General features: G+C 74.6%; 22 protein-coding genes and 1 pseudogene. 10 read left to right on the top strand and 13 right to left on the bottom strand.

Features of this window, described 5'->3' with window-relative positions:
- Positions 1 to 45 precede the first annotated feature (45 nt).
- Both mycP and ACWGSR_RS17310 read right to left on the bottom strand, forming a co-directional pair.
- Entirely contained in the window at positions 46 to 1,227 is a 1,182-nt protein-coding gene (mycP, locus tag ACWGSR_RS17315) for a type VII secretion-associated serine protease mycosin (RefSeq protein WP_453567242.1), read from the bottom strand.
- Positions 1,224 to 2,888, bottom strand: a complete 1,665-nt coding sequence (locus tag ACWGSR_RS17310) for a hypothetical protein (protein ID WP_453567240.1) — start codon at positions 2,886 to 2,888, stop codon at positions 1,224 to 1,226. Before ACWGSR_RS17310 ends, mycP begins: the two co-directional genes overlap by 4 nt.
- A 108-nt stretch (positions 2,889 to 2,996) precedes the next feature.
- Between ACWGSR_RS17310 and ACWGSR_RS17305 the strand changes: the two genes are divergently transcribed.
- The gene (locus tag ACWGSR_RS17305; RefSeq protein ID WP_376238904.1) at positions 2,997 to 4,199 is read left to right on the top strand and encodes an amino acid deaminase/aldolase; all 1,203 of its coding nucleotides are present in this window, start codon (positions 2,997 to 2,999) and stop codon (positions 4,197 to 4,199) included.
- Positions 4,200 to 4,214: 15 nt separating this feature from the next.
- Here ACWGSR_RS17305 and ACWGSR_RS17300 read toward each other — a convergent pair whose 3' ends face one another.
- The gene (locus ACWGSR_RS17300; RefSeq protein ID WP_376238906.1) at positions 4,215 to 4,826 is read right to left on the bottom strand and encodes an O-methyltransferase; all 612 of its coding nucleotides are present in this window, start codon (positions 4,824 to 4,826) and stop codon (positions 4,215 to 4,217) included.
- 123 nt (positions 4,827 to 4,949) lie between these two features.
- Here ACWGSR_RS17300 and ACWGSR_RS17295 point away from each other — a divergent pair, with 123 nt between their 5' ends.
- Complete coding sequence (locus ACWGSR_RS17295) at positions 4,950 to 5,357, top strand: MerR family transcriptional regulator (RefSeq protein WP_376238908.1); 408 nt, start codon at positions 4,950 to 4,952, stop codon at positions 5,355 to 5,357.
- A gap of 41 nt (positions 5,358 to 5,398) precedes the next feature.
- Here the strand turns inward: ACWGSR_RS17295 and ACWGSR_RS17290 are convergent, their stop codons facing one another.
- The 4 genes from ACWGSR_RS17290 to ACWGSR_RS17275 form a co-directional block, all read right to left on the bottom strand.
- A complete protein-coding gene (locus ACWGSR_RS17290) occupies positions 5,399 to 6,655 on the bottom strand; it encodes a haloacid dehalogenase-like hydrolase (RefSeq protein ID WP_453567237.1) in 1,257 nt (418 codons plus the stop codon).
- Between the two features lie 68 nt (positions 6,656 to 6,723).
- Positions 6,724 to 7,509, bottom strand: a complete 786-nt coding sequence (locus tag ACWGSR_RS17285; RefSeq protein ID WP_366377529.1) for a 3-oxoacyl-ACP reductase — start codon at positions 7,507 to 7,509, stop codon at positions 6,724 to 6,726.
- Between the two features lie 5 nt (positions 7,510 to 7,514).
- Positions 7,515 to 8,870, bottom strand: a complete 1,356-nt coding sequence (locus ACWGSR_RS17280; protein WP_376238914.1) for an aldehyde dehydrogenase family protein — start codon at positions 8,868 to 8,870, stop codon at positions 7,515 to 7,517.
- 8 nt (positions 8,871 to 8,878) lie between these two features.
- Positions 8,879 to 10,243 (bottom strand): glutamine synthetase family protein, encoded by a 1,365-nt coding sequence (locus tag ACWGSR_RS17275; RefSeq protein ID WP_376238916.1) that lies wholly within the window; start codon positions 10,241 to 10,243, stop codon positions 8,879 to 8,881.
- Between the two features lie 89 nt (positions 10,244 to 10,332).
- Between ACWGSR_RS17275 and ACWGSR_RS17270 the strand changes: the two genes are divergently transcribed.
- From ACWGSR_RS17270 to ACWGSR_RS17260, 3 genes are all read left to right on the top strand, one after another.
- Entirely contained in the window at positions 10,333 to 11,061 is a 729-nt protein-coding gene (locus ACWGSR_RS17270) for a FadR/GntR family transcriptional regulator (RefSeq protein WP_376238919.1), read from the top strand.
- A gap of 126 nt (positions 11,062 to 11,187) precedes the next feature.
- Positions 11,188 to 12,657, top strand: a complete 1,470-nt coding sequence (eat, locus tag ACWGSR_RS17265) for an ethanolamine permease (RefSeq protein WP_376238921.1) — start codon at positions 11,188 to 11,190, stop codon at positions 12,655 to 12,657.
- A gap of 30 nt (positions 12,658 to 12,687) precedes the next feature.
- Positions 12,688 to 13,401, top strand: coding sequence for a gamma-glutamyl-gamma-aminobutyrate hydrolase family protein (locus ACWGSR_RS17260; protein WP_453567233.1), 714 nt, complete (start codon positions 12,688 to 12,690; stop codon positions 13,399 to 13,401).
- Here ACWGSR_RS17260 and ACWGSR_RS17255 read toward each other — a convergent pair whose 3' ends face one another.
- Entirely contained in the window at positions 13,402 to 14,856 is a 1,455-nt protein-coding gene (locus ACWGSR_RS17255) for a purine-cytosine permease family protein (protein ID WP_453567231.1), read from the bottom strand.
- A gap of 69 nt (positions 14,857 to 14,925) precedes the next feature.
- Here ACWGSR_RS17255 and ACWGSR_RS17250 point away from each other — a divergent pair, with 69 nt between their 5' ends.
- The gene (locus ACWGSR_RS17250) at positions 14,926 to 15,576 is read left to right on the top strand and encodes a TetR/AcrR family transcriptional regulator (RefSeq protein ID WP_376238929.1); all 651 of its coding nucleotides are present in this window, start codon (positions 14,926 to 14,928) and stop codon (positions 15,574 to 15,576) included.
- Between the two features lie 139 nt (positions 15,577 to 15,715).
- On the top strand, positions 15,716 to 17,344 hold the full coding sequence (locus ACWGSR_RS17245; RefSeq protein WP_376238931.1) for an amidohydrolase: 1,629 nt from the start codon (positions 15,716 to 15,718) through the stop codon (positions 17,342 to 17,344).
- Positions 17,345 to 17,357: 13 nt separating this feature from the next.
- Here ACWGSR_RS17245 and ACWGSR_RS17240 read toward each other — a convergent pair whose 3' ends face one another.
- Entirely contained in the window at positions 17,358 to 18,470 is a 1,113-nt protein-coding gene (locus tag ACWGSR_RS17240; protein ID WP_453567228.1) for a LysR family transcriptional regulator, read from the bottom strand.
- 70 nt (positions 18,471 to 18,540) lie between these two features.
- Here ACWGSR_RS17240 and ACWGSR_RS17235 point away from each other — a divergent pair, with 70 nt between their 5' ends.
- Entirely contained in the window at positions 18,541 to 19,755 is a 1,215-nt protein-coding gene (locus ACWGSR_RS17235; RefSeq protein WP_453567226.1) for a TDT family transporter, read from the top strand.
- Here ACWGSR_RS17235 and ACWGSR_RS17230 read toward each other — a convergent pair.
- The 4 genes and pseudogenes from ACWGSR_RS17230 to ACWGSR_RS17215 all read right to left on the bottom strand — a co-directional run.
- Positions 19,682 to 20,407 (bottom strand): helical backbone metal receptor, encoded by a 726-nt coding sequence (locus ACWGSR_RS17230; protein WP_453567224.1) that lies wholly within the window; start codon positions 20,405 to 20,407, stop codon positions 19,682 to 19,684. The genes ACWGSR_RS17235 and ACWGSR_RS17230 overlap by 74 nt on opposite strands.
- A gap of 106 nt (positions 20,408 to 20,513) precedes the next feature.
- Positions 20,514 to 21,065, bottom strand: coding sequence for a helix-turn-helix domain-containing protein (locus tag ACWGSR_RS17225; protein WP_376238940.1), 552 nt, complete (start codon positions 21,063 to 21,065; stop codon positions 20,514 to 20,516).
- 173 nt (positions 21,066 to 21,238) lie between these two features.
- On the bottom strand, positions 21,239 to 23,026 hold the full coding sequence (locus ACWGSR_RS17220; RefSeq protein WP_376247147.1) for an ABC transporter permease/substrate binding protein: 1,788 nt from the start codon (positions 23,024 to 23,026) through the stop codon (positions 21,239 to 21,241).
- A gap of 274 nt (positions 23,027 to 23,300) precedes the next feature.
- Positions 23,301 to 24,317: pseudogene (locus tag ACWGSR_RS17215) on the bottom strand (quaternary amine ABC transporter ATP-binding protein); the annotation flags it as partial.
- 273 nt (positions 24,318 to 24,590) lie between these two features.
- Between ACWGSR_RS17215 and ACWGSR_RS17210 the strand changes: the two are divergent.
- Positions 24,591 to 25,496, top strand: coding sequence for a 5'-3' exonuclease (locus ACWGSR_RS17210; protein ID WP_453567257.1), 906 nt, complete (start codon positions 24,591 to 24,593; stop codon positions 25,494 to 25,496).
- 85 nt (positions 25,497 to 25,581) lie between these two features.
- Entirely contained in the window at positions 25,582 to 26,418 is an 837-nt protein-coding gene (locus tag ACWGSR_RS17205) for a siderophore-interacting protein (RefSeq protein WP_376247150.1), read from the top strand.
- The last annotated feature ends 121 nt before the right edge of the window (positions 26,419 to 26,539 follow it).

The following is a 26,539-nucleotide window of genomic DNA, read 5'->3' as shown; positions in this document are numbered from 1 at the left end:
GCCCCGAGCCTAGCCCCCGGGTCCGCGGGTCCGGCCCGCCGGGTGTCAGCCGGAGCGGTGGGCGCGCCGGAGCACCACGGCGGTGAGGAGCAGCAGGGCGCCGAGGCCGCCGAGGAGCGGGGCGAGCAGGCCGAAGGAGCGGGGCTCCTCGGCGGGGGCGGTGGGGCCGGGGCCGAAGTGGCTCCCCCGGTAGCCGGCGGCGGTGTTCTTCGGGTCGCCGCCCTTCAGGCGGGCGCCCGCCTCGATCGCCGCGGCCGGGTCGACCGTCCCGTACCCCTTGGCGTCGCTGCGGCCGTCCTTCGGCCGGCTGCGCGCGGTGTCGATGAGGAGGGTCTTGATCTGGGCCGGGGTGAGGTCGGGATGGGCGGCCCGGACGAGGGCGACGGCTCCCGAGACGAACGCGGCGGCGGCGCTGGTGCCCCAGCCCTCGTAGTAGCGCCGGTCGGGGTCGGCGATGACGATGTCGACGCCGGGGGCGCTGACGGTGGCGTACCAGCGGCGGGTGGAGAAGGAGGCGCGGGTCCCGTAGCGGTCGACGGCCGTGACGGCGATGACGCCGGGGTAGGCGGCGGGGTACGAGACGTGGTCGCCCTTCTCGCCGCCGTTCCCGGCGGAGGCGACGACGGCGACCCCCTTGGACAGGGCGTACTGGACGGCGGCGTCCTCGCCCGCGTCGGGGTGGGCGGACTCGGAGTCGTCGCCGAGGGAGAGGTTGATGACGTCGGCGCCGTGGTCGGCGGCCCAGCGGATGCCCTGGGCGAGGGCGGTGCCGCGGCTCTTGCGGGCCTTGTCGCGGGCCTTGTCGGAGGACTCCAGGATGACCCGTACGGGCAGGATCCCGGCCTCGGGGGCGACGCCGAGGACGCCGTCCCGGCCGTCGGGGCCGTGGCCGTGCCCGGCGATGATCCCGGCCATGGCGGTGCCGTGCCGGGCCCAGGCGCGGTCGCCCCGTTCGGCGCCGAAGCCGATGAGGTCGTGTCCGGGCAGGACGGAGCCTTCGAGGTCGGGGTGGTCGGCGTCGACGCCGGTGTCGAGGACGGCGACGGTGACGCCCTCGCCCTTGGTGGTGCGCCAGGCCTCGGCGGTGTGGAGGGCTTCGAGGCCCCACTGGCGGGCCCGGATGGTGTCGGCGTGCGCGGGCGCGGTGGTGGCGGGCAGGACGGAGAAGGCGGCGGCGAGCAGGACGGCCGCGCCGCCGCGTGCGCGCCGGCGGACGGATCGGTTCACCGGGTCTTCTCCTGGGCCGCCGTGACGGCGGTCGTGCGCAGCAGGCGTTCCAGGCGCTCGGTGATGCCCCTGGCCTCGTGGCCGAGGCCGGACTGGGCGACGGCGTCGGTGCGGCCCTTGGCCATGGCCCGGTCGGCGGGCTGGGGGGCGTCGACGGTCCGGCCGTCGGCGAAGCCGGAGACGGCGGTGACGACGACGGGGAGGTCGGCGGGGGCGCTGGTCCACCAGCTGGCGCGCTGCCGGTCGCCGAAGCGGGCGGCGACGGTGGAGGGGCCGGAGAGGGCCGGGGGGACGTCCTGGCCCAGGCGGGCGGTGAGGCCCTGGCCGAGGGTGCGCTGCGCGGTGGCGTCGGCGCGGGTGAAGACGAGGCCGACGGTGATCACGCTGCTGGCGGTGGCGTCGGTGTACGTGGCGCGCAGGACGCGTTCGCAGCCGAGCGGCTCGACGGTGGCGAGCAGGCCCTTGGCGAGGACGGCGGGCGAGCAGGCGGCGTCCGGGGCGACGACGATCCGGGTCCAGGTGCGGGCGGCGGAGCCGGGGCCCGCGCCGGGGCCCGCGAGGGTGCGGGGGAAGAGGGTGTCGACGGGGGCGTTGTGCCAGAGGTCCCTGGCCTCGGCGTACCCGGCGGGTTCGGCGGGCTTGCCCGGTTCGGAGGCCGCCAGCCAGACCCCGGCGAGGGCGCCGCCGATGAGCCCGAAGCCGAGCACGGCGCAGGCGGCGACCGCGGCCGTCCGCCCGGCGCTCCGCCGCTCCCGGACGGGCCGCAGCCGCGTGGTGGTCTCGACGGGCGCCTCGGGCGGCAGGGCGTGGCCGGTGGGGCGGCCGGGGACACGGCCGTACGGCGACGGCGACGCTGACGCTGACGGCGGCGCGAAGGCGGTGGGGGCGGCCGGGCGGGCCGGGGCGGGTGCCCCTGCCACCGGAAGCACCGGTCCCGGCGAGGGCCGGGACGTCACGGGCCGCCGGGGCGCGACCGGTCCGGGGGCCGGACGCGCCGGGGCGGACGCCGGACGTGCCGGGGCCGGGAACGCGGACGACGGGCCGGGCCGCTCGGCGGGCCGGGGCGGCGCGGGCTGCCCGGGCGCCGGGCGGGCGGACCGTACGGACGCGGAAGGCGCCGACGACGGGCGGGGCGGGACGGCCCGGGGGCCCGGCGGGGGCATGCGGTCCGTGGGGCGGATCGGACGGAGGCGGGCCGTCGTCTCGACGGCGGGCGGGTCGGCGTCGCCGGGCGCCGGTCGGCGGGGAGCGGCGGCGGGCGTTCCCGGGCGGGCCTCGGAGGTCCCGGCCGGTCCGTCCGGCGTCGCCGAGCGGGCTGCGGCGGGGTTTCCGGCCGTGTCGTACGCCGTGTCGTAGGTCACGGGGCGGGTCACGGTGGTCCCGGCCGGGTCCGGCGACCCCGGACGTGTCGCGGCGGCGGGGGCCGGCGGCGCGGGGTGGCCGGGAGCGGCGGTGTTCGGGGACGCCGGGTGGGCGGGCGCGGCCGTGTTCGAAGGTGCCGGATGGCCGGGCGCGGCCGTGTTCAGAGGCTCCGGGCGGCCGGGCGCGGGCGTGCTCGAAGGCTCCGGGCGGGCGGGCTCGGCCGTCTTCGCAGGCGCCGGGTGGGGCGGGAGGAGGAGTTCGGTGATGCGGGAGGACGTGGGGCGGTGCTCGCTGGTCATCCCCGTCCCCCGCTCGTGTCGACAATGCCCGTCACTCTACGGGCTGTTCCCCGCCCCGCGGGAACTCAGGGGCTACCCACCCGTAAACCCGTCTGGCAAGCTCGGGCCATGACTCCCCGTGCCGGCGACCGCGCCCGTTACGACCGGGCCACCGCTCACCTCGACGCGCCCGTGGCGATCGTCGACCTCGAAGCCTTCGACGCCAACGCGGCGGACCTCGTGCGCCGGGCCGGGGGCAAGCCCATACGCGTGGCGAGCAAGTCCGTGCGGTGCCGGGCGCTCCTGGAGCGGGCGCTCGCCCGGGAGGGCTTCGCCGGGATCATGTCGTTCACGCTCGAAGAGTCGCTGTGGCTGGCCCGTGCCGGGTTCGAGGACGTCCTGCTCGCGTACCCGTCGGCGGACCGTTCCGGGTTCGGGGAGCTGGCGCGGGACCCGAAGCTGGCCGCCGCCGTGACCGTGATGGTGGACGACGTGGCGCAGCTCGACCTGATCGACGCCTCCCGCGCGGGCGGGACGGAGGAGGTCCGGGTCTGCCTGGAGCTGGACACGGCGCTCAGCCTGCTCGGCGGCCGGATCCGGATCGGCGCCCGCCGCTCCCCGCTGCGCGAACCCGCCGAGCTGGCTGAGCTGGCCCGCTCGGTGGTGCGGCGGCCGGGGTTCCGGCTGGTCGGGATCATGGCGTACGAGGGGCACGTCGCGGGGGTCGGGGACGCGGTCGCGGGCCGGCCGCTGCGGTCGCGGGCGATCCGGCTGATGCAGTCCGCCGCCCGCAGGGAGCTGGCGGAGCGCAGGGCGGCCGTGGTGCGGGCCGTGCGGGCGGTGGCGCCGGACCTGGAGTTCGTGAACGGCGGCGGCACCGGCAGCGTGCAGCACACGGCCGCCGAGGACGCGGTGACGGAGATCGCCGCCGGTTCGGGGTTCTTCGTGCCGCGCCTCTTCGACCACTACACGTCCTTCAGCGGCCGGCCCGCCGCGCTCTTCGCGCACCCGGTGGTCCGGCGGCCGGGCGTGGGCGTGGTGACCGTGCTCGGCGGCGGCTACCCGGCCTCCGGGGCGGCGGGCCGGGACCGGCTGCCCGTGCCGTACCTGCCGGAGGGGCTGCGGTACGACCCGCAGGAGGGGGCCGGCGAGGTGCAGACCCCGCTGCTCGGTTCGCCGGCCGACGACCTGCGGATCGGCGACAAGGTGTGGTTCCGGCACGCGAAGGCCGGCGAGATGTGCGAGCGGTTCGAGAACCTGCACCTGGTCGAGGGCGACCGGATCACGGCGACCGTGCCGACGTACCGGGGCGAGGGCCGCACCTTCCTCTAGGGCCTGTCCGGCGGGTCAGGGGAGCTTGACGCAGAGCGCGGTCTCGCCGAAGGAGTGGGTGTGCCACCGCTCCGGGTCGGCGAGGTCGTCCGTCACCGCCCGCTCCGGGCCGAGGATGAGGTTGCCGGCGATCAGGGTCCCGCCGACCCGCAGCAGGCGGCGGAGTTCCAGGACGACGTCGTGGGTCGGGGTGAACCCGTCGAAGAAGGCCACGTCGTAGCCGCCGCTCTCCAGGGTCTTCAGGACCTGCTCGGCCGCGCCGTGCAGCACCTCGACGCGTTCGGTCAGGCCCCGGGCGGCCATCCGGTCCCTGGCCAGGCGGACGTGGTCGGGGTCCCTCTCGACGGTCTCCACCCGCGCGGCCGGCACCGCGTGGGCCATGGCGGCGGCCGTGTAGCCGAGGGCCGTGCCCACCTCCACGATCCGCCGGGCCCCGACCGCCGCCGCGACGGTGGCGGGCAGCGACGCCTCCCCGTACGCGAACGCTCCGCAGCGGTGGGCGCGCCGGTGCCTCCGGGTGGCCTCCTGCACGTCGGCGAACGGGTCCTCGACCCTGAGGGGCCGGCGCACGGCGGCGATCGCCGCCACGGCCACGGGACGGATCCTGTTCGCCAACGTGCTCGCCATCGGGTGCTCCTCGTTCGGGGTGGCCGGTCGCCGGGGGTGCGAGGGACGGCAGCGGTTCGACCGCCGTGGCCCCTCGGGTACCGTGCCACTTGAAGCCGAGTTCAAGTCAAGGGGGGACGAGCCGTGGACGAGCCGCTCCTCGACATCGCCGAGGTGGCCGCCCGCACGGGTGTGGCCCCGTCGGCGCTGCGCTTCTACGAGCGGCTGGGCCTGCTGGAGCCGGCCGGGCGCAACGGCCTGCGGCGCACCTACGGGCCGGACGCCCTCGACCGCGTCGCGCTGATCCTGAACGCCCGGGCGACCGGCTTCACCCTGGACGAACTGGGCGACCTGCTCCAGGAGGAGCCGGGTGCCGTGCGCGAGCGCCTCCGGGAGAAGACCCGGGAGCTCGGTCTGCGCATCGAGGCCCTGGAACGGGCGCGCGACCGGCTCGGCCACGCCCTGACCTGCCGGCACCCGTCCCCGCTCGACTGCCCGACCCTCCTCGCGGGACTGCGCGAGCTGCTCCCCGGTGACCCGGCGCGGTCCTGAGGCCGGGTGATCCGCCGGACGGCGGCCCGGCGGCCCGGCGGTCAGTACACGGTGTCCTCCTGGTCCGGGATCACGCTGCCGTCGGCCCGGAGGACCGGCCGCGCCGTGCCGTCGTCCGCCGTGTAGCCGGTGGTGGCGCAGGGGTAGGGGGCGGTCCTCCGGGCCTTCGGCTCGATGAACACGGGGTTCACGAGCCAGCGGCCGTCGCCGTTCTCGTACGCCCGGCACATCAGTTCGTTCTTGTTGCGGTTGAGGACCAGGCGAAGGCCGGTGGCGTCCCGCAGGAAGGAGACGTCGGTGTCGGAGTCCCCGGCGGCGAGGACCTGGCGGCGGGAGGCGGGCTGGACGCGTTCGGCGGCGGGGCCCCGGACGCCGAGGATCTCCTGGTTGATCCAGCAGCGCTTGCCGTCGATGTAGGTGATCATCGTGTCCTCGCCGTCCCGGACGGTGCCGCAGCCCTTGAGGTGGGCGGTCAGCCGGCCGTGTTCGGTGGTGTTGCGGATGCCGATCGCGTGCGAGGGGTCGATCCCGACGCCCCGGGCCCAGACGTCGACGACGGGTTCGGGCGAGGCGGAGACGATCCAGACGTCGAAGCCGGCCCGCCGGAGCGTGCCGATCAGGTCGCGCTGCTGGTCGTAGTGGCGGATCCAGCCGGTGACCCGGGCGGTGCCGACCTGCTGGGTGGCGCCCTGCGGGGCGGCGAGGTTCTCGGCGCGGGCGGCGGCCGCGAAGGACTCGGCCTCGCGGACGGTCCAGCCGCGCAGGAGCTGGGCCAGCCAGGCGTACTGGGGTTCCGTGCGGCGGTGGTCGAAGCCGGCGAACGCGGCCCTGCCGCCGGTGGTGGCGCCGTCGGTGTAGACGGAGCGGATCTCGTCGGCGCAGCGGGTGTCGGTGGCGGTGGGCAGGGTGCGCACGCCGGTGGGACAGGCCGCGCGGAGGGCGGTCGCGGCGGCGGGGGTGAGGTGGCGGCTGGTGGTGGACCAGTCGTCGTCGCGGGGCGCGCGGACGCGGTCGTTGCGCAGGAGCCAGTACAGGGTGGCGTCGCCGACGTCGTTCTTGATGACGGTGTTGTCCCAGTCGAAGACGGCGACGGGCTTGCGGTGCTCGCGGCCCCTGTCCGCGCAGTGGTCGGCGATCAGGCGGTCGAGCCGGGCCTTGTTGTCGCCGTACCAGCCGGTGGAGACGTTCAGGGTGGGGCATGGTCCGGGGCGTGCCCCGGCCGGGGCGGCGGAGACGAGGGCGGTCGCGGTGAGGGCGAGCGCGGCGACGGCCGCGGACGTGCGGAGCCGGTGGCTCACGGGCACTCTCCTGTCGGTACGCGGACAGCCGGGCGCCTTGCGACGCCCGGCTGTCGGAGAAGTGGCTGCTAGAGGGGCGTCACGTACGCGCCCGCGATGCCGCCGTCCACGAGGAAGTCGGTGGCGTTGACGAAGGAGGAGTCGTCGCTGGCGAGGAAGGCGACGGCGGCGGCGATCTCGTCGGCCTCGGCGAAGCGGCCGACGGGGATGTGGACGAGGCGGCGCGCGGCCCGCTCGGGGTCCTTGGCGAACAGCTCCTGGAGGAGCGGGGTGTTGACGGGCCCCGGGCAGAGCGCGTTGACGCGGATGCCCTCGCGGGCGAACTGGACGCCCAGCTCGCGGGACATGGCGAGGACGCCGCCCTTGGAGGCGGTGTAGGAGATCTGGCTGGTGGCGGCGCCCATGATGGCGACGAAGGAGGCGGTGTTGATGATGGAGCCCCGGCCCTGGCGGCGCATGTAGGGCAGGGCGGCCTTGCAGCAGAGGTAGACGGAGGTGAGGTTGACGTCCTGGACGCGCTTCCAGGCCTCCAGGCCGGTCTCCAGGATGGAGTCGTCGTCGGGCGGCGAGATGCCGGCGTTGTTGAAGGCGATGTCCACGGAGCCGTAGGTGTCGAAGGCCGTCCTGAACAGCGCCTCGACCTGCTCGGGGTCGGTGACGTCGACCCGTACGAAGGTGCCGCCGACCTCCTCGGCGGCGGCCTTGCCAGCGGTCTCGTCGATGTCGCCGCAGACGACGTTCGCGCCCTCGGAGGCGAGGCGGCGGGCGGTGGCGAGGCCGATGCCGCTGCCGGCGCCGGTGATGACGGCGGTGCGGCCGACGAGCCGGCGGCAGATGATCTCTTCGGTGGTCATGCGGTTCAGGCCTCCGTGCTGATGAAGACGTTCTTGGTTTCGGTGAAGGCGGTCAGGGCGTCGGGGCCGAGTTCGCGGCCGAGGCCGGACTGCTGGTAGCCGCCGAACGGGGTCCAGTAGCGGACGCTGGAGTGGGAGTTGACGGAGAGGTTGCCGGCGCGGACGGCGCGGGAGACGCGCAGGGCGCGGCCGACGTCCCGGGTCCAGATCGAGCCGGACAGGCCGTACTCGGTGGCGTTGGCGAGGCGGACCGCGTCGGCCTCGTCCTCGAAGGGGAGGACGACGGCGACGGGTCCGAAGACCTCGTCGACGGCGCAGGGGGCGTCCTCGGGCAGGCCGGTGAGGACGGTCGGCGGGAACCAGAAGCCGGGGCCCTCGGGCGCCTTGCCCCGGATGCCTTCGAGGTCGTCGGTGACGTAGGAGCGGACGCGGTCGAGCTGGGCGCGGGAGATCAGCGGGCCCATCTGGGTGCGCTCGTCGGCGGGGTCGCCGACGACGATCTCCTCGATCGCGGGGGCGAGCAGTTCCAGGAAGCGGTCGTACGCGCTCCGCTGGACGAGGATGCGGGTGCGGGCGCAGCAGTCCTGGCCGCTGTTGTCGAGGAAGGACATCGGGGCGGCGGCCGCGGCGGCTTCCAGGTCGGCGTCGGCGAAGACGACGTTGGGGCTCTTGCCGCCGAGTTCGAGGGTGACCCGCTTCACCCGGTCGGCGCACTTGGCCATGATGGCCTTGCCGACCCGGGTGGAGCCGGTGAAGACGATCTTGGCGACGCCGGGGTGTTCGACGAGGGCGTTCCCGGCGACCGGGCCGGTGCCGGGGAGGACCTGGAAGAGCCCTTCGGGCAGGCCCGCCTCCAGGGCGAGTTCGGCGAGGCGGAGCGCGGTGAGCGGGGTGGTCTCGGCCGGCTTGAGGACGACGGCGTTGCCGGCGGCGAGGGCGGGCGCGGCGGCCCAGGCGGCGATCGGCATGGGGAAGTTCCAGGGGGCGATGACGCCGACGACCCCGAGGGGTTCGAGGATCGTGACGTCGAGGCCGCCGGCCACCGGGATCTGGCGCCCGTTGAGGCGTTCCACTCCCCCGGCGGAGAATTCGAGCAGGTCGCGGACGTTGCCGGCCTCCCAGCGGGCGTTGCCGATGGTGTGGCCCGCCTCGGTGACCTCCAACCGGGCCAGTTCCTCGACGTGTTCGTCGACGGCGGCGGCGAAGCGGCGCAGCAGCCGGGCGCGGTCGGCGGGCGCGGCGGCGGCCCAGCCGCGCTGGGCGGCGGCGGCCCGGGCGACGGCGGCGTCGACGTCGGCGGGGGTGGCGGCCGGAACGGTGGCGACCTCTTCCCCGGTCGCCGGGTTCAGTACCTGGAGCAACTCTTTCCTCACAAGCGTTCGAAGGAGCGGCGCAGTTCCCAGTCGGTCACCGCGGCGTCGAAGGCGTCGAGTTCGACGCGGGCCATGTTGCGGTAGTGGGAGACGACCTCGGGGCCGAAGGCGGCCTTGGCGATCTCGCTGGTCTCCCAGAGTTCGGCGGCCTCGCGCAGGGTGGTGGGGACGTGGGCGTAGTCGGCGGCGTAGGCGTTCCCCGTACAGGGCTCGGGCAGTTCGAGGCGCTGCTCGATGCCGTGGAGTCCCGCGGCGACCAGGCCGGCGACGGCGAGGTAGGGGTTGACGTCGCCGCCGGGGAGGCGGTTCTCGAAGCGGGTGGAGCGTCCGTGGCCGACGACCCGGAGGGAGCAGGTGCGGTTGTCGTGGCCCCAGGCGACGGCGGTGGGCGCGAAGGAGCCGGGCTGGAACCGCTTGTAGGAGTTGATGTTGGGGGCGTAGAGGAGGGAGAAGTCGCGGAGGGCGGCGAGCTGTCCGGCGAGGAAGTGCCGCATCGTCTCCGACATGCCGTGCTCGTCGTCCCCGGCCATCACGTTCTCCCCGGCGGCGTTCTGGAGGGAGAGGTGGATGTGGCAGGAGTTGCCCTCGCGCTCGTTGTACTTCGCCATGAAGGTGAGCGAGCAGCCCTCCTGCGCGGCGATCTCCTTGGCGCCCGTCTTGTAGACGGCGTGCTGGTCGCAGGTGACGAGGGCCTCGTCGTACTTGAAGGCGATCTCGTGCTGGCCGGGGTTGCACTCGCCCTTGGCGGACTCGACGGTGAGTCCGGCGGCGGTCATCTCGTTGCGGATGCGGCGCAGGAGGGGTTCGACGCGTCCGGTGCCGAGGACGGAGTAGTCGACGTTGTACTGGTTGACGGGGGTGAGGCCCCGGTAGTTCGCGTCCCAGGCCTGCTCGTAGCTGTCCTTGAAGACGATGAACTCCAGCTCGGTGCCGACGTGGGCGGTGAGCCCGTGTTCCGCGAGGCGTTCGAGCTGGCGGCGGAGGATCTGGCGGGGCGCGGCGGTGACGGGGGTGCCGTCGGCCCAGGCGAGGTCGGCCGTCACCATGGCGGTGGCCTCGTTCCAGGGGAGGCGGCGCAGGGTGGTGAGGTCGGGGTGCATGGCGAAGTCGCCGTAGCCGCGGTCCCAGGAGGACATCTCGTAGCCGTCGACGGTGTTCATCTCGGTGTCGACGGCCAGCAGGTAGTTGCAGCCCTCGGTGCCGTGTCCGAGGACGTCGTCCAGGAAGAACCGCGCGGCGAACCGCTTGCCCTGGAGCCTCCCCTGCATGTCGGGGAAGGCGAGGACTACGGTGTCGATCTCTCCGCTCGCGACGAGGGCGCGCAGCTCCTCGACGCGGAGCGGGGGTGTGCGGTCTGCCACGGGATTGCTCCTCCTTCGGCCTGCCGGGAGCCATAAGGTATTGCGGAAGACCATTGCTTGGGAAGTGCCGGCGGAAAGGAAACGAGAACGTGGCCAGTACGAGTGAATCGGCGGACCGGCTGACGCCCGTGCTGCGGCCGGTGCGGGCGGGCAACGGGTTCGAGGAGGCCCTGGAGCAGATCCTCCAGGTGGTGCGGCTCGGCCTGGTGCCGGACGGGGAGCGGCTGCCCGCCGAGCGGGAGCTGGCCGACCGGATGGGGATCAGCCGGGTGACCCTGCGCGAGGTCCTGAAGGTCCTCCAGGAGCAGGGGCTCGTGGAGAGCCGGCGCGGCCGGTACGGCGGGACGTTCGTGCTGCCCCGGGTCCGGACGGGCGACGAGGACGAGCTGCGGCGCCGGATCGCCTCGGTCGACGTGGAGGACACCCTGCGCTTCCGGGAGGTCCTGGAGGTGGGGGCCGCGGGCCTGTGCGCGGTCCACGGCCTGGACGCGGCGGGCGCCGAGCGGCTGCGGTCCGCCCTCGCGGCGACCCACGACGCCCCGCTCGGCGACTACCGGCGCCAGGACACCCTGCTCCACCTCACCCTTGCGGAGCTGTCCGGCTCGCCGAGCCTGACGGCGCGGTACGCGGCGGTCCGGGCGACGGTGAACGACCTGCTCGACTGCATCCCGCTGCTCGTGCGGAACCTGGAGCACTCCCAGCACCAGCACACCGCGCTCGTGGAGGCGGTCCTCGACGGGGACGCGGACGCGGCGCGCGAGGTGATGCGGGAGCACTGCGCGGGCACGGCGGCGCTGCTGCGGGGCTTCCTGACGTGAGCGGCGCCCGTGCCGCGCGGAGGGCCCCGTAACCCGAAAGTAACGCACGGGGGTTGCGTTCCCGTGGGACCGGCGCAAAGGTATGGCCTCAATCCATTGGGCCCGTTGCGGGGAGCTGACGCTGCCATGACGCTCGAAGAAACGACCGGGAGCACGTCCGGGAAGACGCCCGGGGGCGGCGCCCCGCCGGAGGACGACTACCTGAAGCGGCGCGCGCTGCGCCGCGGCAGCGCCGGCTGGCTGCTGCTCACCGGCCTCGGCGTCGCCTACGTCGTCTCCGGGGACTTCTCCGGCTGGAACATCGGCCTGTCGAAGGGCGGCTTCGGCGGGCTCGCCGTCGCCACCGTCCTGATGGGCGCGATGTACGCCTGTCTGGTCTTCGCGCTCGCCGAGCTCTCCGCCATCCTGCCCACGGCGGGCGGCGGCTACGGCTTCGCCCGCCGGGCGCTCGGCACCTGGGGCGGCTTCCTCACCGGCACCGCGATCCTCATCGAGTACATCCTCGCCCCCGCCGCGATCTCCATCTTCATCGGCGACTACGTCGAGTCCCTGGGGCTCTTCGGCCTGGAGTCCGGCTGGCCGGTCTATCTGGTCTGCTTCGTGCTGTTCATCGGGATCCACCTGTGGGGCGTGGGCGAGGCGCTGCGGTTCAGCCTGGTCGTGACGGCGATCGCGGTCGCGGCCCTGGTCGTCTTCGCGCTCGGCGCGTTCACCGACTTCCACGTGGACGGCCTGAACGACATCCCGGTGGACGGCGAGGCCTTCGGCTCGAACTCCTGGCTGCCGTTCGGGCTGCTCGGGATCTGGGCCGCGTTCCCCTTCGGCATGTGGTTCTTCCTCGGCGTCGAGGGGGTGCCGCTGGCCGCCGAGGAGGCGAAGGACCCGGTCCGCTCGATGCCGAAGGCGCTGGCGATCTCGCTCGGCGTGCTGGTGCTGCTCGCCGTCATGACCTTCTTCGCCGCCACCGGGGCGCGCGGCGCGGCCGCCGTCCAGGAGGCGGGGAACCCGCTGGTCGTGGCGCTCCAGGGCGACGGGGAGCCGACGGCGCTCAGCCGGTTCGTGAACTACGCGGGCCTGGCGGGCCTGGTCGCCTCCTTCTTCTCCCTCATCTACGCCGGCTCGCGCCAGCTCTTCGCCCTCTCCCGGGCGGGCTACCTGCCCCGCTTCCTCTCCCTGACCAGCCGCCGCAAGTCGCCCTACCTGGGGCTCCTCATCCCGGGCGCGATCGGCTTCGCCCTGGCGGCCGGGACGGGCAACGGGGCGCGGATGCTGAACATCGCGGTCTTCGGCGCCACCATCTCGTACGCCCTGATGGCGCTCTCGCACATCGTGCTGCGCCGCCGCGAGCCGCACCTGCACCGGCCGTACCGCACGCCCGGCGGGGTCGCGACCTCGTCGACGGCCTTCGTCCTGGCCCTGTCGGCCCTGGTGGCGACCTTCCTGGTGGACCGGACGGCGGCGTTCATGGCGCTCGGGGTGTACGTGATCGCCCTCGCCTACTTCGCGTTCTACAGTCGGCACCACCTGGTCGCCAAGGCGCCCGAGGAGGAGTTCGCGGCGCTCGCCGCGGCCGAGGCCGAACTCGAACGCGGCTGACGCCGTCCCGATCTCTCCGGAGGAATCCTCGTGTCCGAGCCGCTCATCGGCGTGACCACCTATCTGGACCGGGCCCGCTGGGGGGTGTGGGACATGGAGGCGGCGCTGCTGCCCGCCCCGTACCCCCGGCTGGTGCGGGAGAGCGGAGGCATCGCGGTGATGCTCCCGCCGGACCGGCCGGCCGTCGCGGCGGCGGTCGTGGCCCGGCTCGACGGGCTCGTCGTCGCGGGCGGGGCGGACGTCGAGCCCGTGCGGTACGGGGCCCAGCCCGACCCCCGCACCGGTCCCCCGGCCAGGGAGCGGGACTCCTGGGAGCTGGCCCTGATCGACGCGGCCCTCGCCTCCGGCACCCCGCTCCTGGGCATCTGCCGGGGGATGCAGCTCCTGAACGTGGCCCTCGGGGGCACGCTGGTCCAGCACCTGGACGGGCACGTGGAGGCGGTCGGGGTGATCGGCCGGCACAAGGTCGAGCCGGTGCCGGGCACCCGCTACGCCTCCCTGGTGCCGGAGACGGCCGAGGTCCCGACCTACCACCACCAGGCCGTGGACCGGCTGGGCGCGGGGCTGGCGGTCTCGGCCCGCGCGGAGGACGGCACGGTGGAGGCGGTGGAGGCGGTGGGGCCGGCCGGCCCGGTCTGGGCCCTCGGGGTGCAGTGGCACCCGGAGATGGGCGAGGACCGGCGCGTGATGCGGGGACTGATCGAAGCGGCGGCGGCAGCGGCGGCGGGCGGTGGACGTACCTGATCAGGCGGCCGCGCGGGCGGCGAGCACCGTGCGGTCGCCCCGCATCAGGAGGGCGTAGAGGGCGGCGGAGACGCCCATGCCGGCGGGCAGGGAGAGGTCGACGCCGCCGAGGGCCGAGGCCACCGGTCCGGTGTAGAGGGTGTTGACGCAGAGGGACGCGGCGGCGACGCCGCAGACGAGGGCGAGCGCCCCGGCCCGGTTGACGCCCGCGGTGTACCAGAAGGGGCTGCCGGGGGTCTCGTCGGAGAGCGCGACGCCGTCGTAGCGGCAGCGGCGCAGCAGGAGGTCGGTGGCGTAGAGGGCCATCAGGGGGCCGACCAGGACCGTGATCACCTGGAGGGCGTTGCTGACGGTGTCCAGGAAGTCGGAGACGAGCACGCCGTACAGGGTCAGGGCGACGGCCACCGCGCCGTCGAGGAGGACGCTGACGGAGCGGCGGACGCGCAGGCCGACGGCTTGGAGGGCGAGTCCGGCGCTGTAGGCGGTCAGGGCGTTGATGGCGACGGTGCCGAGGACCAGGGCGAGCAGGAAGACCGGCACGAACCAGCCGGGCAGGATCTCCTGGAGCGCGGTCTGCGGGTCGGTCATGTCGACGGCGGTGGCCGCGAGGGCGCCGAGCGAGGAGACGACGACGCTGGGCAGGAAGGCGCCCAGGGCGGTCCAGCCGACGATCGCCCCCTTCGGGGCGGTGCGGGGCAGGTAGCGGGAGAAGTCGGCGCTCGTGGTGTACGAGAGCGGGCCCGAGGCGATCATCGTGGTGCCCGCGAGGAGCAGGGACCACAGCTCGACCCCCGAGAGGCGCGCGGCGGGGGCGTACGCGAGGTCGGCGTGGCGCAGGACGGCGAACGCGACGACGGCGAAGGCCCCGGCGAGGGCGAGCGTGATCGGCAGGTACAGCCTGACGATCAGGCCGTGCCCGTAGACGCTGATGACCAGCGTGAGGGCGGCGATCGCCACGATGACGGCCACCTCGACGGGGACGGTGACGGCGGTGCCGGTCTTCTCCACGAGCGCGAAGGCGGCGGTGGCCGCGGCGGCCAGGTTGAGGGCGAAGTAGCAGACGGAGACCAGCCAGCCGCCGACCGCGTTGTTCACGCGGTTGCCGAGGACGCCGTACACGGCCCGGGTGATCACCTCGCTGGGCGCGCCGGCGGCCGGGCCCGAGGTGGCGAGCAGGCCGGTGAGCACCCAGAAGAGGTTGCCCACGACGATCACGCCGAGGGCCTGCCAGAGGGTCAGGCCCATGAGGACGAGGGCGCCGCCGATGACCAGGCTCAGGTAGTTGACGTTCGCCGCGGCCCACACGGAGAACAGCTCGCGGGGGTGCCCGTGGCGCTCCTCGTCGGGGATGCGGTCGATGCCGTGGGCCTCGACGCGGCCGGGCCGGTCGGCGGCCGGAGGGGTGACCTGAGCGGCCCCGGAGGCCGGGTTCTGGTCGGGGATCGTGGAAGCCATGCGGCCCTCCGGAAGCGTGTGGTGCCCACCTGGTTGCTTATTGGTCGCACACTCAATAGCATCCCCGGTATGTCGTCAAGCGTTGAGCGCAAGCGCGTTCGGAAAACTCCGGAAGCCCGGCGTGCGGAGATCGTGGAGACCGCGGCCCGGGTCGCCCTGACCGAGGGCCTGGAGTGCGTCACGCTGCGGCGGATCGCCGAGGAGCTGGCCGTACGACCGGGTCTGATCAGCCACTACTTCCCCTCGGCGGAGGAGCTGGTGGCCGAGGCGTTCGCCGTGGCCTCCACCGGCGAGCTCGACTCCCTGCTGCCCGCCGAGCGGCCGCACGGCACCCCCGTGCAGTACCTCGCGCGCTACTTCGCCCTCTCGGCCGGAGAGGCGTACGACGACATCAGCCGCCTGTGGATCAACGCCCGGCACCTCAGCCGCTACCGGCCCGTCCTGCGCGACCGGGTCGCCGAGCAGGAGCGCGCCTCCGACGACCGCCTCGAAGGGCTCATCCGCGAGGGCGTCGAGCGGGGCGAGTTCCGCACGGACGACCCGCGCACGACGGCCATCCAGATCCTGGTGGTCCTCGACGGCCTCGGCGCCCACGCCAACACCGACCGGGGGAACCGGCCGGAGGCGGTGACCCGGATGGCCGTCACCACGGCGGAACGCGAACTCGGCCTGGCGGCCGGGGTGCTGACGGGAACGCCGCTGCCGGTGACGCCGAGCTGATCCGTACGGGGCTCCGTCCGCACGCGTGACCCGTCCTCCACCCGCACCCGCACCACCCCCCGTATCCGTACCGCCCCCCGTACCCGCCCCCCGTGTCCGTACCGCCGAAGAAAACCCCGCGACCCTCCCTGGAGCCACCGTGCGCACCCGTCTCGCCCTGCTCTCCGCCCGTCTGCTCGACCCCGGCACGGGGGCGTTCCTGCCGGAGACCGCGCTCGCCGTCTCCGACGACGGCCGGATCGCGGCCCTGGGCGACGACCGCGAGATCCGGGCGCTCGCCGGTCCGGCCACCACCGTGGTCGACCTCAAGGGGGCCGTGGTCACCCCCGGGCTCGTCGACGGGCACGTGCACCCCGTCACCGGCGCCGAGCTGACGCACGGCCTCGACCTGTCGTACTGCGCCGACCTCGACGACGTCCGCGAGGCGCTCGCCCGCGAGGTGCGGACCCTGGAGCGCGGGGCGTGGCTGTTCGGCTGGGGCCTCGACCCGAACGTCTTCGGCGACCGGCCCGTCGGCACCGCCCCCTTCGGCTCCGTCCTCGACGGGGTGCCCGCCTTCCTGCTGCTCTTCGACGCCCACTCGGCCCTCGCCAGCCGCCGGGCCCTGGAACTCGCCGGGGTCGACGGCCCCCGCACCTTCGACCAGGCCTCCGCCGAGGTCGTCTGCGACGCCGACGGGCGCCCCACCGGCCTCCTCCAGGAGGACGCCGCCTGCGAGCTGGTCGAGCGGGTCGCCCCGAGGCCGACGCGCGAGGAGAGCCGGGAGCGGCTCGCGGCCGCGCTGCGCGCCATGGCCGCCACGGGCCTGACCGGCGGCCACGCCATGGACGCCAACGGCGACAGCCTCGCCCTGTACGGGGAGCTCGACGCGGCCGGTGAGCTGCCGCTGCGGCTGCGGGTCGCGCCCTGGTGCCAGCCCGGCACCGACGCCGACGGCGTCCGGGACCTGATCGGGCGGCAGGGCACCGGCGGGGCGCTGTGGCGGGTCGCCGGCGTGAAGCTCTTCATGGACGGGACCATCGACAACGGCACCGCGTGGCTGGAGCGGCCCGACTGCCACGGCGAGTCCACGCACGCGTTCTGGCCGGACCCCGAGGCGTACACCCGGATCGTCGGCGAGCTGCACCGGGCGGGCGTGCCCACCGCGACGCACGCCATCGGGGACGCGGCCGTCCGGCACGTCCTCGACTCCGTCGAGAAGGCGCGCGCCTCGGGCGGCGGCGAGGTGCGGCACCGGGTCGAGCACATCGAGACCGTCCCGGACGACACCCTGCGCCGCTTCGCCGAGCTGGGCGTCCTCGCCTCCATGCAGCCCACCCACTGCTGCGACTTCACCCGGGCCGACCACACCGACAACTGGTCGCGCCGGCTCGGCGAGGAGCGCGCCTCGCGCGCGTGGCGCTGCCGGGACCTGCTGGAGTCCGGGGCGGCCGTGGTCCTCGGCTCGGACTGGCCGATCGCGCCGTTCCCGCCGCTCGGCGTGATGGCCGGGGCGCGGCACCGGCGCCCGAGCCGCGACCTCGACCGGGCGCCGCACGGGCCCGAGCAGGCGCTGACGCCGCTGGAGGCGCTGCGGGGCCTGACGACGGCTCCGGCGTACGCGGCGGGCGAGGAGCACGAGGCGGGCCGGATCGCCCTCGGCCACCGCGCCGACCTGGCCGTCTTCGGCGGCGACCCGCTGACCACGGCCGCGACGGAGCTGCCGGACCTGCCGGTCCTGCTGACGGTCCTGGACGGGCGGATCACCCACCGCGCGGCGGGCGTTTAGGAACCGCCCGGGCCTACGGCCGGTCGCGGGTCAGGGAGAGCAGGTCGCGGGCCGGGCCCGTGGGGCGGTGGCCGGCGGGCCAGACGGCCCGCAGGTCCCGGCGGAGCAGCACCCCTTCGACGGGGACGGCGACCAGCCGGCGGGAGGCCAGCTCCTCGGTGATCGCGAGCTCGCTGAGGACCGCCGGGCCCGCCCCGCTGACGGCGGCGGCCTTCACCGCCGTCGTGGAGGCGAGTTCGAGGAGCGGCCGCGCGAGGCCGCCGTGGGCGGAGAGCGCCGCGTCGAGGACCTGCCGGGTGCCCGAGCCGCGCTCCCGCAGCACCAGCGGGGTCGCGGCCAGCTCCGCCGGGTCCAGCGGGGCGCGGCGGCGGGCCCACGGGTGCGAGGGGGCGGCGACGATCGCGAGGCGGTCGTGGGCGACGACCACGCCGTCGAGGCCGTCCGGCACGGCGAGGCCCTCCACGAAGCCGACGTCCGCGTCGCCCGCGAAGAGGCGTTCCGCGACGGCCGCCGAGTTCCCGGCCTGGAGCGACACGGCGGTGTCGGGGCGTTCGGCGCGCAGGGCGATCAGCCAGCCCGGCAGCAGGTACTCGGCGATCGTCATGGACGCGGCCACCCGCAGCCGGGAGTCGCGCCGTCCGCGCAGGGCCTGCGCCCCGGCGTCGAAGGCCTCCGCCGCCTCCACGATCCGCCGCGCCCAGTCCGTGACGAGGGCGCCCGCGTCGGTGAGCCGGGAGCCGCGCGGCGAACGGTCGACCAGGGCCATCCCGAGCTGCCGTTCCATGGAGCGGATCCGGCTGCTCGCGGCGGGCTGGGTGATCCCGACCTCGCGGGCTGCGGCCCCGAGGCTGCCGTGCCGGGCGACGGCGAGGAGCAGTTCGAGCGCGCCGAGGTCGGGGACGCGGTGGGAGAGGTGGGGACGGGGGGCGGGGGCGCCGACCGATGCCGGACCGCCGCTGGGCGCCGAGCCGCCACGGGACACCGGGCCGCCACGGGGCACGAGGCCGCCGCCCGGAGCCGACCCGCTCCGGGACGCCCCGCCCCGCGACCCGTCCTCGTGCGCACCGTCGTCCCCGTGCGCACCCTCGTCCGCGTGGGCACCACCGTCCCGCGTTCCCTTGCTCATAAACCCAGCTTATGGCGTCATAGCCCCATGATCCCTGGTCCGGGCCCGGAAACGGGACGACGGTGGAGCCATGGCAAGCGTCGCACCTCTCCGCCCGGCCCCCCTTCCGGTCCCCCGCGCCACCACCCCGGGCGCCCTTCCGGTCCCCCGCGCCACCACCCCGGGCGCCCGGCCGGTCCTCCGGGGCCGTTCCGTCCGTCACCTCGGACCCAACTGGTACGCCTCCGTGATGGGCACGGCGATCGTCGCCACCGCGGGCGCCGCCCTCCCGGTGCACGTCCCCGGTCTCCGTACCGTCTGCGCGGCGGTCTGGGCGCTGTCGTCCGCGATGCTGCTCGTGCTGCTCCCGGCCCGCGCGCTGCACTGGATCCACCACCGCGACCAGGCCCGCGCCCACCTCATGGACCCGGCCGTGGCCCCGTTCTACGGCTGTCTGTCGATGGCGCTGCTCGCGGTCGGCGGCGGGGCCCTGGTCGTGGGCCGGGACTGGATCGGGCTCCCGGCGGCCGTCGCGCTCGACACCGTCCTGTTCGGCGCCGGCACGCTGATCGGCCTGGTGGCGGCCGTGGCCGTCCCGTACCTGATGGTGGTGCACCACCGGATCGAGGGCGCGTCCCCGGTGTGGCTGCTGCCGGTGGTCGCCCCCATGGTCTCCGCCGCCCTCGGCCCGCTGCTCGTCCCCCACCTGCCCCCGGGGCAGGCCCGGCAGACGCTCCTGATCGGCTGCTACGCGCTGTTCGGCCTCAGCCTGCTCGCCACCCTGGTCGTGCTGCCCCTGGTCTTCGGGCGGCTCGTCACCGGTGGTCCGCTGCCGCTCGCGCTCACTCCCACCCTCTTCCTGGTCCTCGGTCCCCTCGGCCAGTCGACGACCGCCGCGAACAAGTTCGCCGACGCGGCCCCTGGCGTGCTGCCCGAACCGTACGCGCACGGCTTCGCCGCCTTCGCCGTCCTCTACGGGGTGCCCGTCATGGGCTTCGCGCTGCTGTGGCTGGCGCTCGCCGGCGCGATGGTGCTGCGGGCGCGGCGCCGGGGCATGGGCTTCGCGATGACCTTCTGGGCGTTCACCTTCCCGGTCGGCACCTGTGTGACCGGCGCCGAGGGGCTCGCGCAGCACACCGGTCTGGCCGCCTTCCGGTGGCTGGCGGTCGGCCTGTACGCGTTCCTCGTGGCGGCCTGGATGGTGGCCGCCCTCCACACCGTGCGCGGGCTCGTCAGCGGCGCGCTGCTCGCAGGGCCCGGGACAGCCGCTCCGGAGCCTCGGCCAGCGACGGCCCGTACCAGGTGAGCATGCGCCCGTCGACGAGGGCGGCGGCGGTCCCGGGGAAGGCCTCGGGGCCGTCGTCGCGCGTGAAGCGGTAGGGCTCGTCGGGCAGGACGACCAGGTCGGGGGCGGTGGCGCGCAGCTCGTCGAGCGGAAGGCGGGGGTAGCGGTCGGGGTGGCCGGCGTACGCGTTGCGGACGCCGAGGCGGGCGAGCAGGTCACCGGCGAAGGTGTCGCGGCCCAGGACCATCCAGGGGCGGCGCCAGATCGGTACGACGGCGGTGAGCGGCGCCTCCGGGCGCAGGGGCTCGACCGCCGCCCAGGCCTCCTCGGCCTCCGCCAGCCAGCGGGGGCGGCGGGGCGCGCCGCAGGCGGCGAGGACCCGTTCCAGCTCCCGCAGCCCCTGGTCGAGGGTGCGGACCTCGGTGACGAGGACGTCGAGCCCGGCGGCGCGCAGGGCGTCGAGGTCGGGGGCGCGGTTCTCCTCCTCGTTGGCGAGGACGAGGTCGGGGCGGAGGGCGGTGATCGCGGGGACGTCGGGGTTCTTGGTGCCGCCGATCCGGGCGACGTCGAGATCGGCGGGGCGCACGCACCAGTCGGTCGCGCCGACGAGGGCGCCGGGCAGGGTGACGGCGACGGCCTCGGTGAGGGAGGGCACGAGCGAGACGACCCTCATCGCCGTACCTCCAGAATCTCCCGGTCCCTCACTCCTCATCGCCGGCCCTCCGGAGTCTCCTGGCCCTTCACTCCTCATCGCCGGCCCTCCGGAGTCCCCCGGTCCCTCACTCCTCCTCCGCCTCCACGTGCTCCCCGATCGCCACGACCAGGAGCCGGGTGCCGGGCTCGGTGGCGCGCCACCGGTGCCGTACCCCGCCGGAGAGGTAGAGGGTGTCCCCCCGGTCGAGCCGGTAGGCGCGACCCTCGGCCTCGACCTCGGCGGCGCCGTCGGCCACGTAGAGCAGCTCGTCGTTGCGGTGCTGGAACTCGCGGCCCGCGTCCTGCTCGCCGGTGAACTCCAGGGCGTGGAGCTGGTGGCGGCCCCGGACCAGGGAACGGACGCCCTCGGGCAGATCGGGGGACGTCTCCCCGGACCGTACGACGTCCACGGTGCGGGAGGCCTCGGCGACGGCGAGGAGTTCGCCGGCCGTGGTCTCCAGGGCCCCGGCGACGAGTTCGAGGGAGCGGCGGCTGGGGCGGGCCCGGTCGTTCTCGACCTGGCTGAGGAAGGGCACGGAGAGGCCGCTGCGGGAGGCGACGACGGCCAGGGTGAGCTGGAGCGCTCTGCGGCGCCTCTTGACGGCCGCGCCCACGCGGGGTGATTCCTTCTCGTCCATGTCGGCTCCCTCCCTCGTGCCTCGTGCCCGTCGCGATCCTCGTACCGGTCGGTTACCTGAACCTTACGCAGCTTTGGGGCGGTGTTTCGCGTCGTGCGGAAAAGGGGTGGTCGCCGAATACTTTCGGCGACCACCCCTTTTCGGACAGGAACCGTTCCGGTCCCGTCGGGCGGCTACTGCGGGGTGAGCTTCTCCGCGAGGCCGGGATTCCGGTCGAGCCAGGTGCGGACGGCCTCCTGCTCCTTGCCCTTGCCCGTCTCCTGGATGACGGCTTCGAGGTCCGTGAGCTGCTTCTCGGACAGCGCGAAGTCCTTCAGCCAGGCGCCGACCTCGGGGTTCTCCTCGGTGAAGCCCTTGCGGGCGAGGGTGTGGACTCCGTCACCCTTGCCCCAGCTCCCCTTGGGGTCCTTGAGCTTCTTCAGGTCGTGGGCGGAGTAGGCCCAGTGCGGGGACCAGAGGGTCACGGCGATGGGCTCCTTCCGCTCGTACGCCCGCTTCAGCTCGGCGAGCATGCCGGGGGTGGAGCCGTCGACGACCTTGTACTCGCCCTCCAGGCCGTACTCCTTGAGGACCTTGTCCTTGAGGATGCCCATCATTCCGGCGCTGGGCTCGATGCCGACGATCCGGCCCTTGAACTGTCCGGCCTTGCCCTTGAGGTCGGCGAGGGAGTCGACGCCCTTCACGTACGAGGGGACGGAGAGCTCCAGGGAGGTGGGGCCGTACCAGGAGCCGAGGTCCTCCAGCTCGTTCTTGTACTTCTCCCAGTACTGGGCGTGGGTGACGGGGAGCCAGGAGTCGGTCTGGAAGTCGAGCTGGCCGCCGGCCAGGCCGGTGTAGAGCGCGCCGGCCTCCAGCTGCTTGGCGTCGACCTCGTAGCCGCGCCGCTCCAGGAGCTCCTTCCACAGGTACGTGGAGGCGATGCCCTCGTCCCAGGGGATGTAGCCGATGCTGACCTTCTTGCCGTTGCCGCCGCCCGCTCCGGTTCCGGAGCCGAGGAAGCCGGTGCCTCCCGCGACGAGGGCGAGGACGACGACGCCGACGAGGGCGGTGACGGGCTGCGGCCGGTGGGCCCAGAGCTTGGCGCCGGGGCGCTTGGCGCTCGCGGCGCGCGCCTTGGCGGCGGCGCGGCGGCCCAGCGGGGAGACCTGGCGGCCGAGGGCGCCGGTCATCCGGTCGAGGTACATGGCGAGGACGACGATGGAGACGCCGGCCTCGAAGCCGAGGCCGATGTCGACGTTGCCGATGGCGCGGTAGACGGCGCCGCCGAGCCCGCCGCCGCCGACCATGCCGGCGATGACGACCATGGACAGGCCCAGCATGATGACCTGGTTGACACCGGCCATGATGGTCGGGAGGGCGAGCGGGAGCTGCACGCGCAGCAGGGTGTTGCGCGGGGTGGTGCCGAAGGCCTCGGCGGCCTCGACGAGTTCGCCGTCGACCTGGCGGATGCCGAGCTCGGTCATGCGGACGCCCGGGGGCAGCGCGAAGACGATGGTGGCGATGATGCCGGGGACGACGCCGACGCCGAAGAAGATGATGCCGGGGATCAGGTAGACCATCGCCGGCATGGTCTGCATGAAGTCGAGGACCGGGCGCATGACGGCGCTGACGGTCTTCGAGCGGGCCGCCCAGATGCCGAGCGGCACGGCGATCACCAGGGTGACCAGGGTGGCGACGAGGACGAGCGAGAGCGTCGCCATGGCCTCGTCCCACAGCTGGACGGAGTCGACGAGCGCGAAGCCCGCGAAGGCGAGGAGGCCGGCGGCGAAGCCGCGCAGCCACCAGGCGACGACGGCGAGGATGCCGGCGAACAGCAGCGGCTGGGGCGCGGACAGGACGGCGTCGATGCCGTCGTAGAGGCCGGTGACACCGGTGGTGACGGCGTCGAAGAGCCAGGAGAACTGGGACTGGAGCCAGTCGACGGAGCTGTCGACCCACTGCCCGAGGGGGAGCCTAGGCACCGGCGGTCACCTCCCGCCCGCTCTTCGCGGGAACGTTCTCGGCGCCGTCGCCGCCCTTCGTACCGGGGTTCTCCGGGTCGGAGTCCTTCGCGACGGCCGTGCCGGCGTTCTTCACGTCGGCGTTCTTCACGTCGGCGTTCTTCGCGTCTGCGTCGTTCGCGTCTGCGTCGTTCGCGTCTGCGTCGTTCGCTCCGAGGCCCTTGGTGGCCGCGCGCCTGTCCTCGACGCCCTTCGTGGTGACGTCGTTCACGGCGGCGTCGTGCGTGCCGAGGCCGCCCATCACGCCGAGGAGGCGCTCCGGGGACACGACGCCGAGGACGGTTCCGTCGGTGTCCTCCACGGTGACGGGGTGCGGGGCGCCGGCGGCGACGGCGCACAGGTCCGCGACGAGGGTGTCGGGCCCGACGGGCCGGCAGGCGCAGTCGTCGGGGCAGTCGGCCGCGGGGGCGCCCGGCGCCATGACGGCGGAGGCGGTGAGCACCCGGGAGCGGTCGACGTCCTGGATGAAGGAGGCCACGTAGTCGTCGGCGGGGCGGACGAGGATGTCCTCGGCGGTGCCGAGCTGGACGATCCTGCCGTCGCGCATGACGGCGATCCGGTCGCCGAGGCGCATGGCCTCGTTGAGGTCGTGGGTGATGAAGACGATGGTCTTCTTCAACTGCTTCTGGAGGACGAGGAGCTGGTCCTGCATGTCGCGGCGGATCAGCGGGTCGAGCGCGCTGAACGACTCGTCCATGAGGAGCAGGTCCGCGTCGGTGGCGAGCGCCCGGGCCAGGCCGACGCGCTGCTGCATGCCGCCGGAGAGCTCGTCGGGCCAGGACTTCTCCCAGCCGGCGAGACCGCACAGTTCGAGGGCCTCGGCGGCGCGGGTCTCGCGCTCGGCGCGGGGCACGCCCTGGACCTCCAGGCCGTAGGCGGCGTTCTCCAGGACGTTCCGGTGCGGGAAGAGCGCGAAGTGCTGGAAGACCATGCTGATCCGGCGGGAGCGGACCGCGCGCAGCTCGCGGGGGGAGAGCGCGGTGAGGTCGTCGCCGTCGAAGAGGACCCGGCCCGCGGTGGGTTCGAGCAGGCCGTTGAGCATGCGCAGGAGGGTGGACTTCCCGGAACCGGACAGGCCCATCACGACGAAGATCTGGCCGGGCTCGACGACGAATCCGGCGTCCACGACGGCCGCCGTCGTCCCCTCGGCGCGCAGCTCGTCGCGGTCGGCACCGTCCACCAGCCTGCGGACGGCTTCGTCGGGTCGTCTGCCGAACACCTTGTACAGGTGGTCGGCCTGGAGCCTGGACACATACACCTCACGGGTAGCAACGAAGAACGGCCCCGCCACCCCCGCGAGGCCGGACCGTGGAGCCCGCGGGATCGGCCCGCGCCCCGTCGCGTACGGGATCCTTTCGTCGAATTCCGTGCCGGGGTTCGCTCCGGGACCGCGCATGCCCGGGGCCGAAAGTCACAAACGCAAAGGTGACGCGGGTCACGGAAGGACGGTCCGGAAGTCCCGTTTGCGGTGTTCCCCCGGCGAACCGCGCCGCGCCATAGGATCGGCCGGGTGACGCGACGTTTGATGCTCCTCGACACCGCCAGCCTCTACTTCCGCGCGTACTTCGGCGTGCCGGACTCCGTCCGGGCCCCCGACGGCACTCCGGTGAACGCCGTGCGCGGCCTGCTCGACTTCATCGGCCGGCTCGTCCAGGACCACCGCCCGGACGACCTGGTGGCCTGCTGGGACGAGGACTGGCGCCCGCAGTGGCGGGTGGACCTGATCCCGTCGTACAAGGCGCACCGGGTGGCCGTGGAGACGGAGACGGGCCCGGACGAGGAGGAGGTCCCGGACACCCTGTCCCCGCAGGTGCCGGTGATCGAGGAGGTCCTGGCGGCGCTCGGCATCGCGCGGGTCGGGGCGGCCGGGTACGAGGCGGACGACGTGATCGGGACGCTGGCGGGCCGGGCCGCCGGACCGGTGGACATCGTCACGGGCGACCGGGACCTGTTCCAGCTGGTGGACGACGCCCGGGAGGTGCGGGTGCTGTACCCGCGCAAGGGCGTCGGCGACTGCGACCTGGTGGACGGAGAGCTGATCCTTTCGAAGTACGGGGTGCGCCCCGACCGGTACGCGGACTTCGCCGCGCTGCGCGGGGACGTCAGCGACGGGCTGCCGGGCGTGAAGGGCATCGGCGAGAAGACGGCGGCGCAGCTGATCACGGAGTACGGGGACCTGGCGGGGGTCCGGGCGGCGGCGGAGGACCCGGCGTCGAAGCTGACCCCGGCCAAGCGGCGCGGGATCGTGGAGGCGGCCGCGTACCTGGACGTGGCGCCGACGGTGGTACGGGTCGCCGCCGACGTACCGCTGCCGGAGTTCGACCCGGCCCTGCCCTCGGGTCCCCGCGACCCGGCGGCCCTGGACGCGCTGGTGAAGCGGTGGGGCCTCACCGGGGCCGTGGGACGGCTGCTGCCGGTCCTGGAACGCTGATCCGGCCCGGCCGGAACGGGACCGTCCGCGCGGCGAAGTGCTAGCTTAGGCATACCTAAGTACGCAGAAGTCAGGGGAGCACGTCGTGGCAGAGCAGCCGGCCCGCAGGTCACCGAAGGCCACCGAAGCGCGCGTGGTGCACACGGAGCGGATCACTCCGCACATGGTGCGGCTCGTCCTCGGGGGCCCGGGACTCGACGGCTTCGACGTCGGCGAGTACACCGACCACTACGTCAAGCTGCTCTTCGCCCCCGAGGGCGTGACCTACCCGGAGCCGTTCGACATGGAGCGGATCCGGGAGGAGTTCCCCCGGGAGCAGTGGCCGACGACGCGGACGTACACGGTACGGGCCTGGGACCCGGAGCGGCGCGAGCTGACCATCGACTTCGTGGTCCACGGCGACGAGGGCCTGGCGGGCCCGTGGGCGGCGCGCGCCGAGGCGGGCGACACCGTGCGCTTCCTCGGCCCCGGCGGCGGCTACGCGCCGGACGAGGCGGCGGACTGGCACCTGCTCGTGGGCGACGAGAGCGCGCTTCCGGCGATCGCGGCGGCCCTGGAACGGCTGCCCGCCGGTGCGCGGGCGCACGCCTTCGTGGAGATCGCGGACGCGGCGGAGGAGCAGAAGCTCGAGACGGCGGCGGGCGTCGACGTCACGTGGCTCCACCGGGGCGACCGCCCGGTGGGCGAGGCGCTGGTCGAGGCGGTCCGGGCGCTGGACTTCCCGGCGGGCGACGTCCACGCCTTCGTCCACGGCGAGGCGGGCTTCGTGAAGGAGCTCCGCCGCCACCTGCGCCTGGACCGGGAGGTGCCGCGCGAGCGCCTGTCGATCTCGGGCTACTGGCGCCTGGGCAAGTCGGACGAGGCCTGGCGCGCGATCAAGCGCGAGTGGAACGACCAGGTGGAACGCGAACAGGAGAGCTGAGCGGGTCCTCCGACGGGGGTGGGCGGGGGGGAAACCCCCCCCCCCCCCCCCGCGCGGGGGGACCCCCCCCCCCCCCCCCCCCCCGCCCGGTCCCCCCCCCCCCCCCCCCCCCCCGGCCCGG

It is taken from the genome of Streptomyces sp. NPDC055632 (assembly GCF_053618675.1).
Note: the sequence above shows the minus strand (reverse complement) of the source record. Positions and strands in the feature narration are given on the sequence as shown.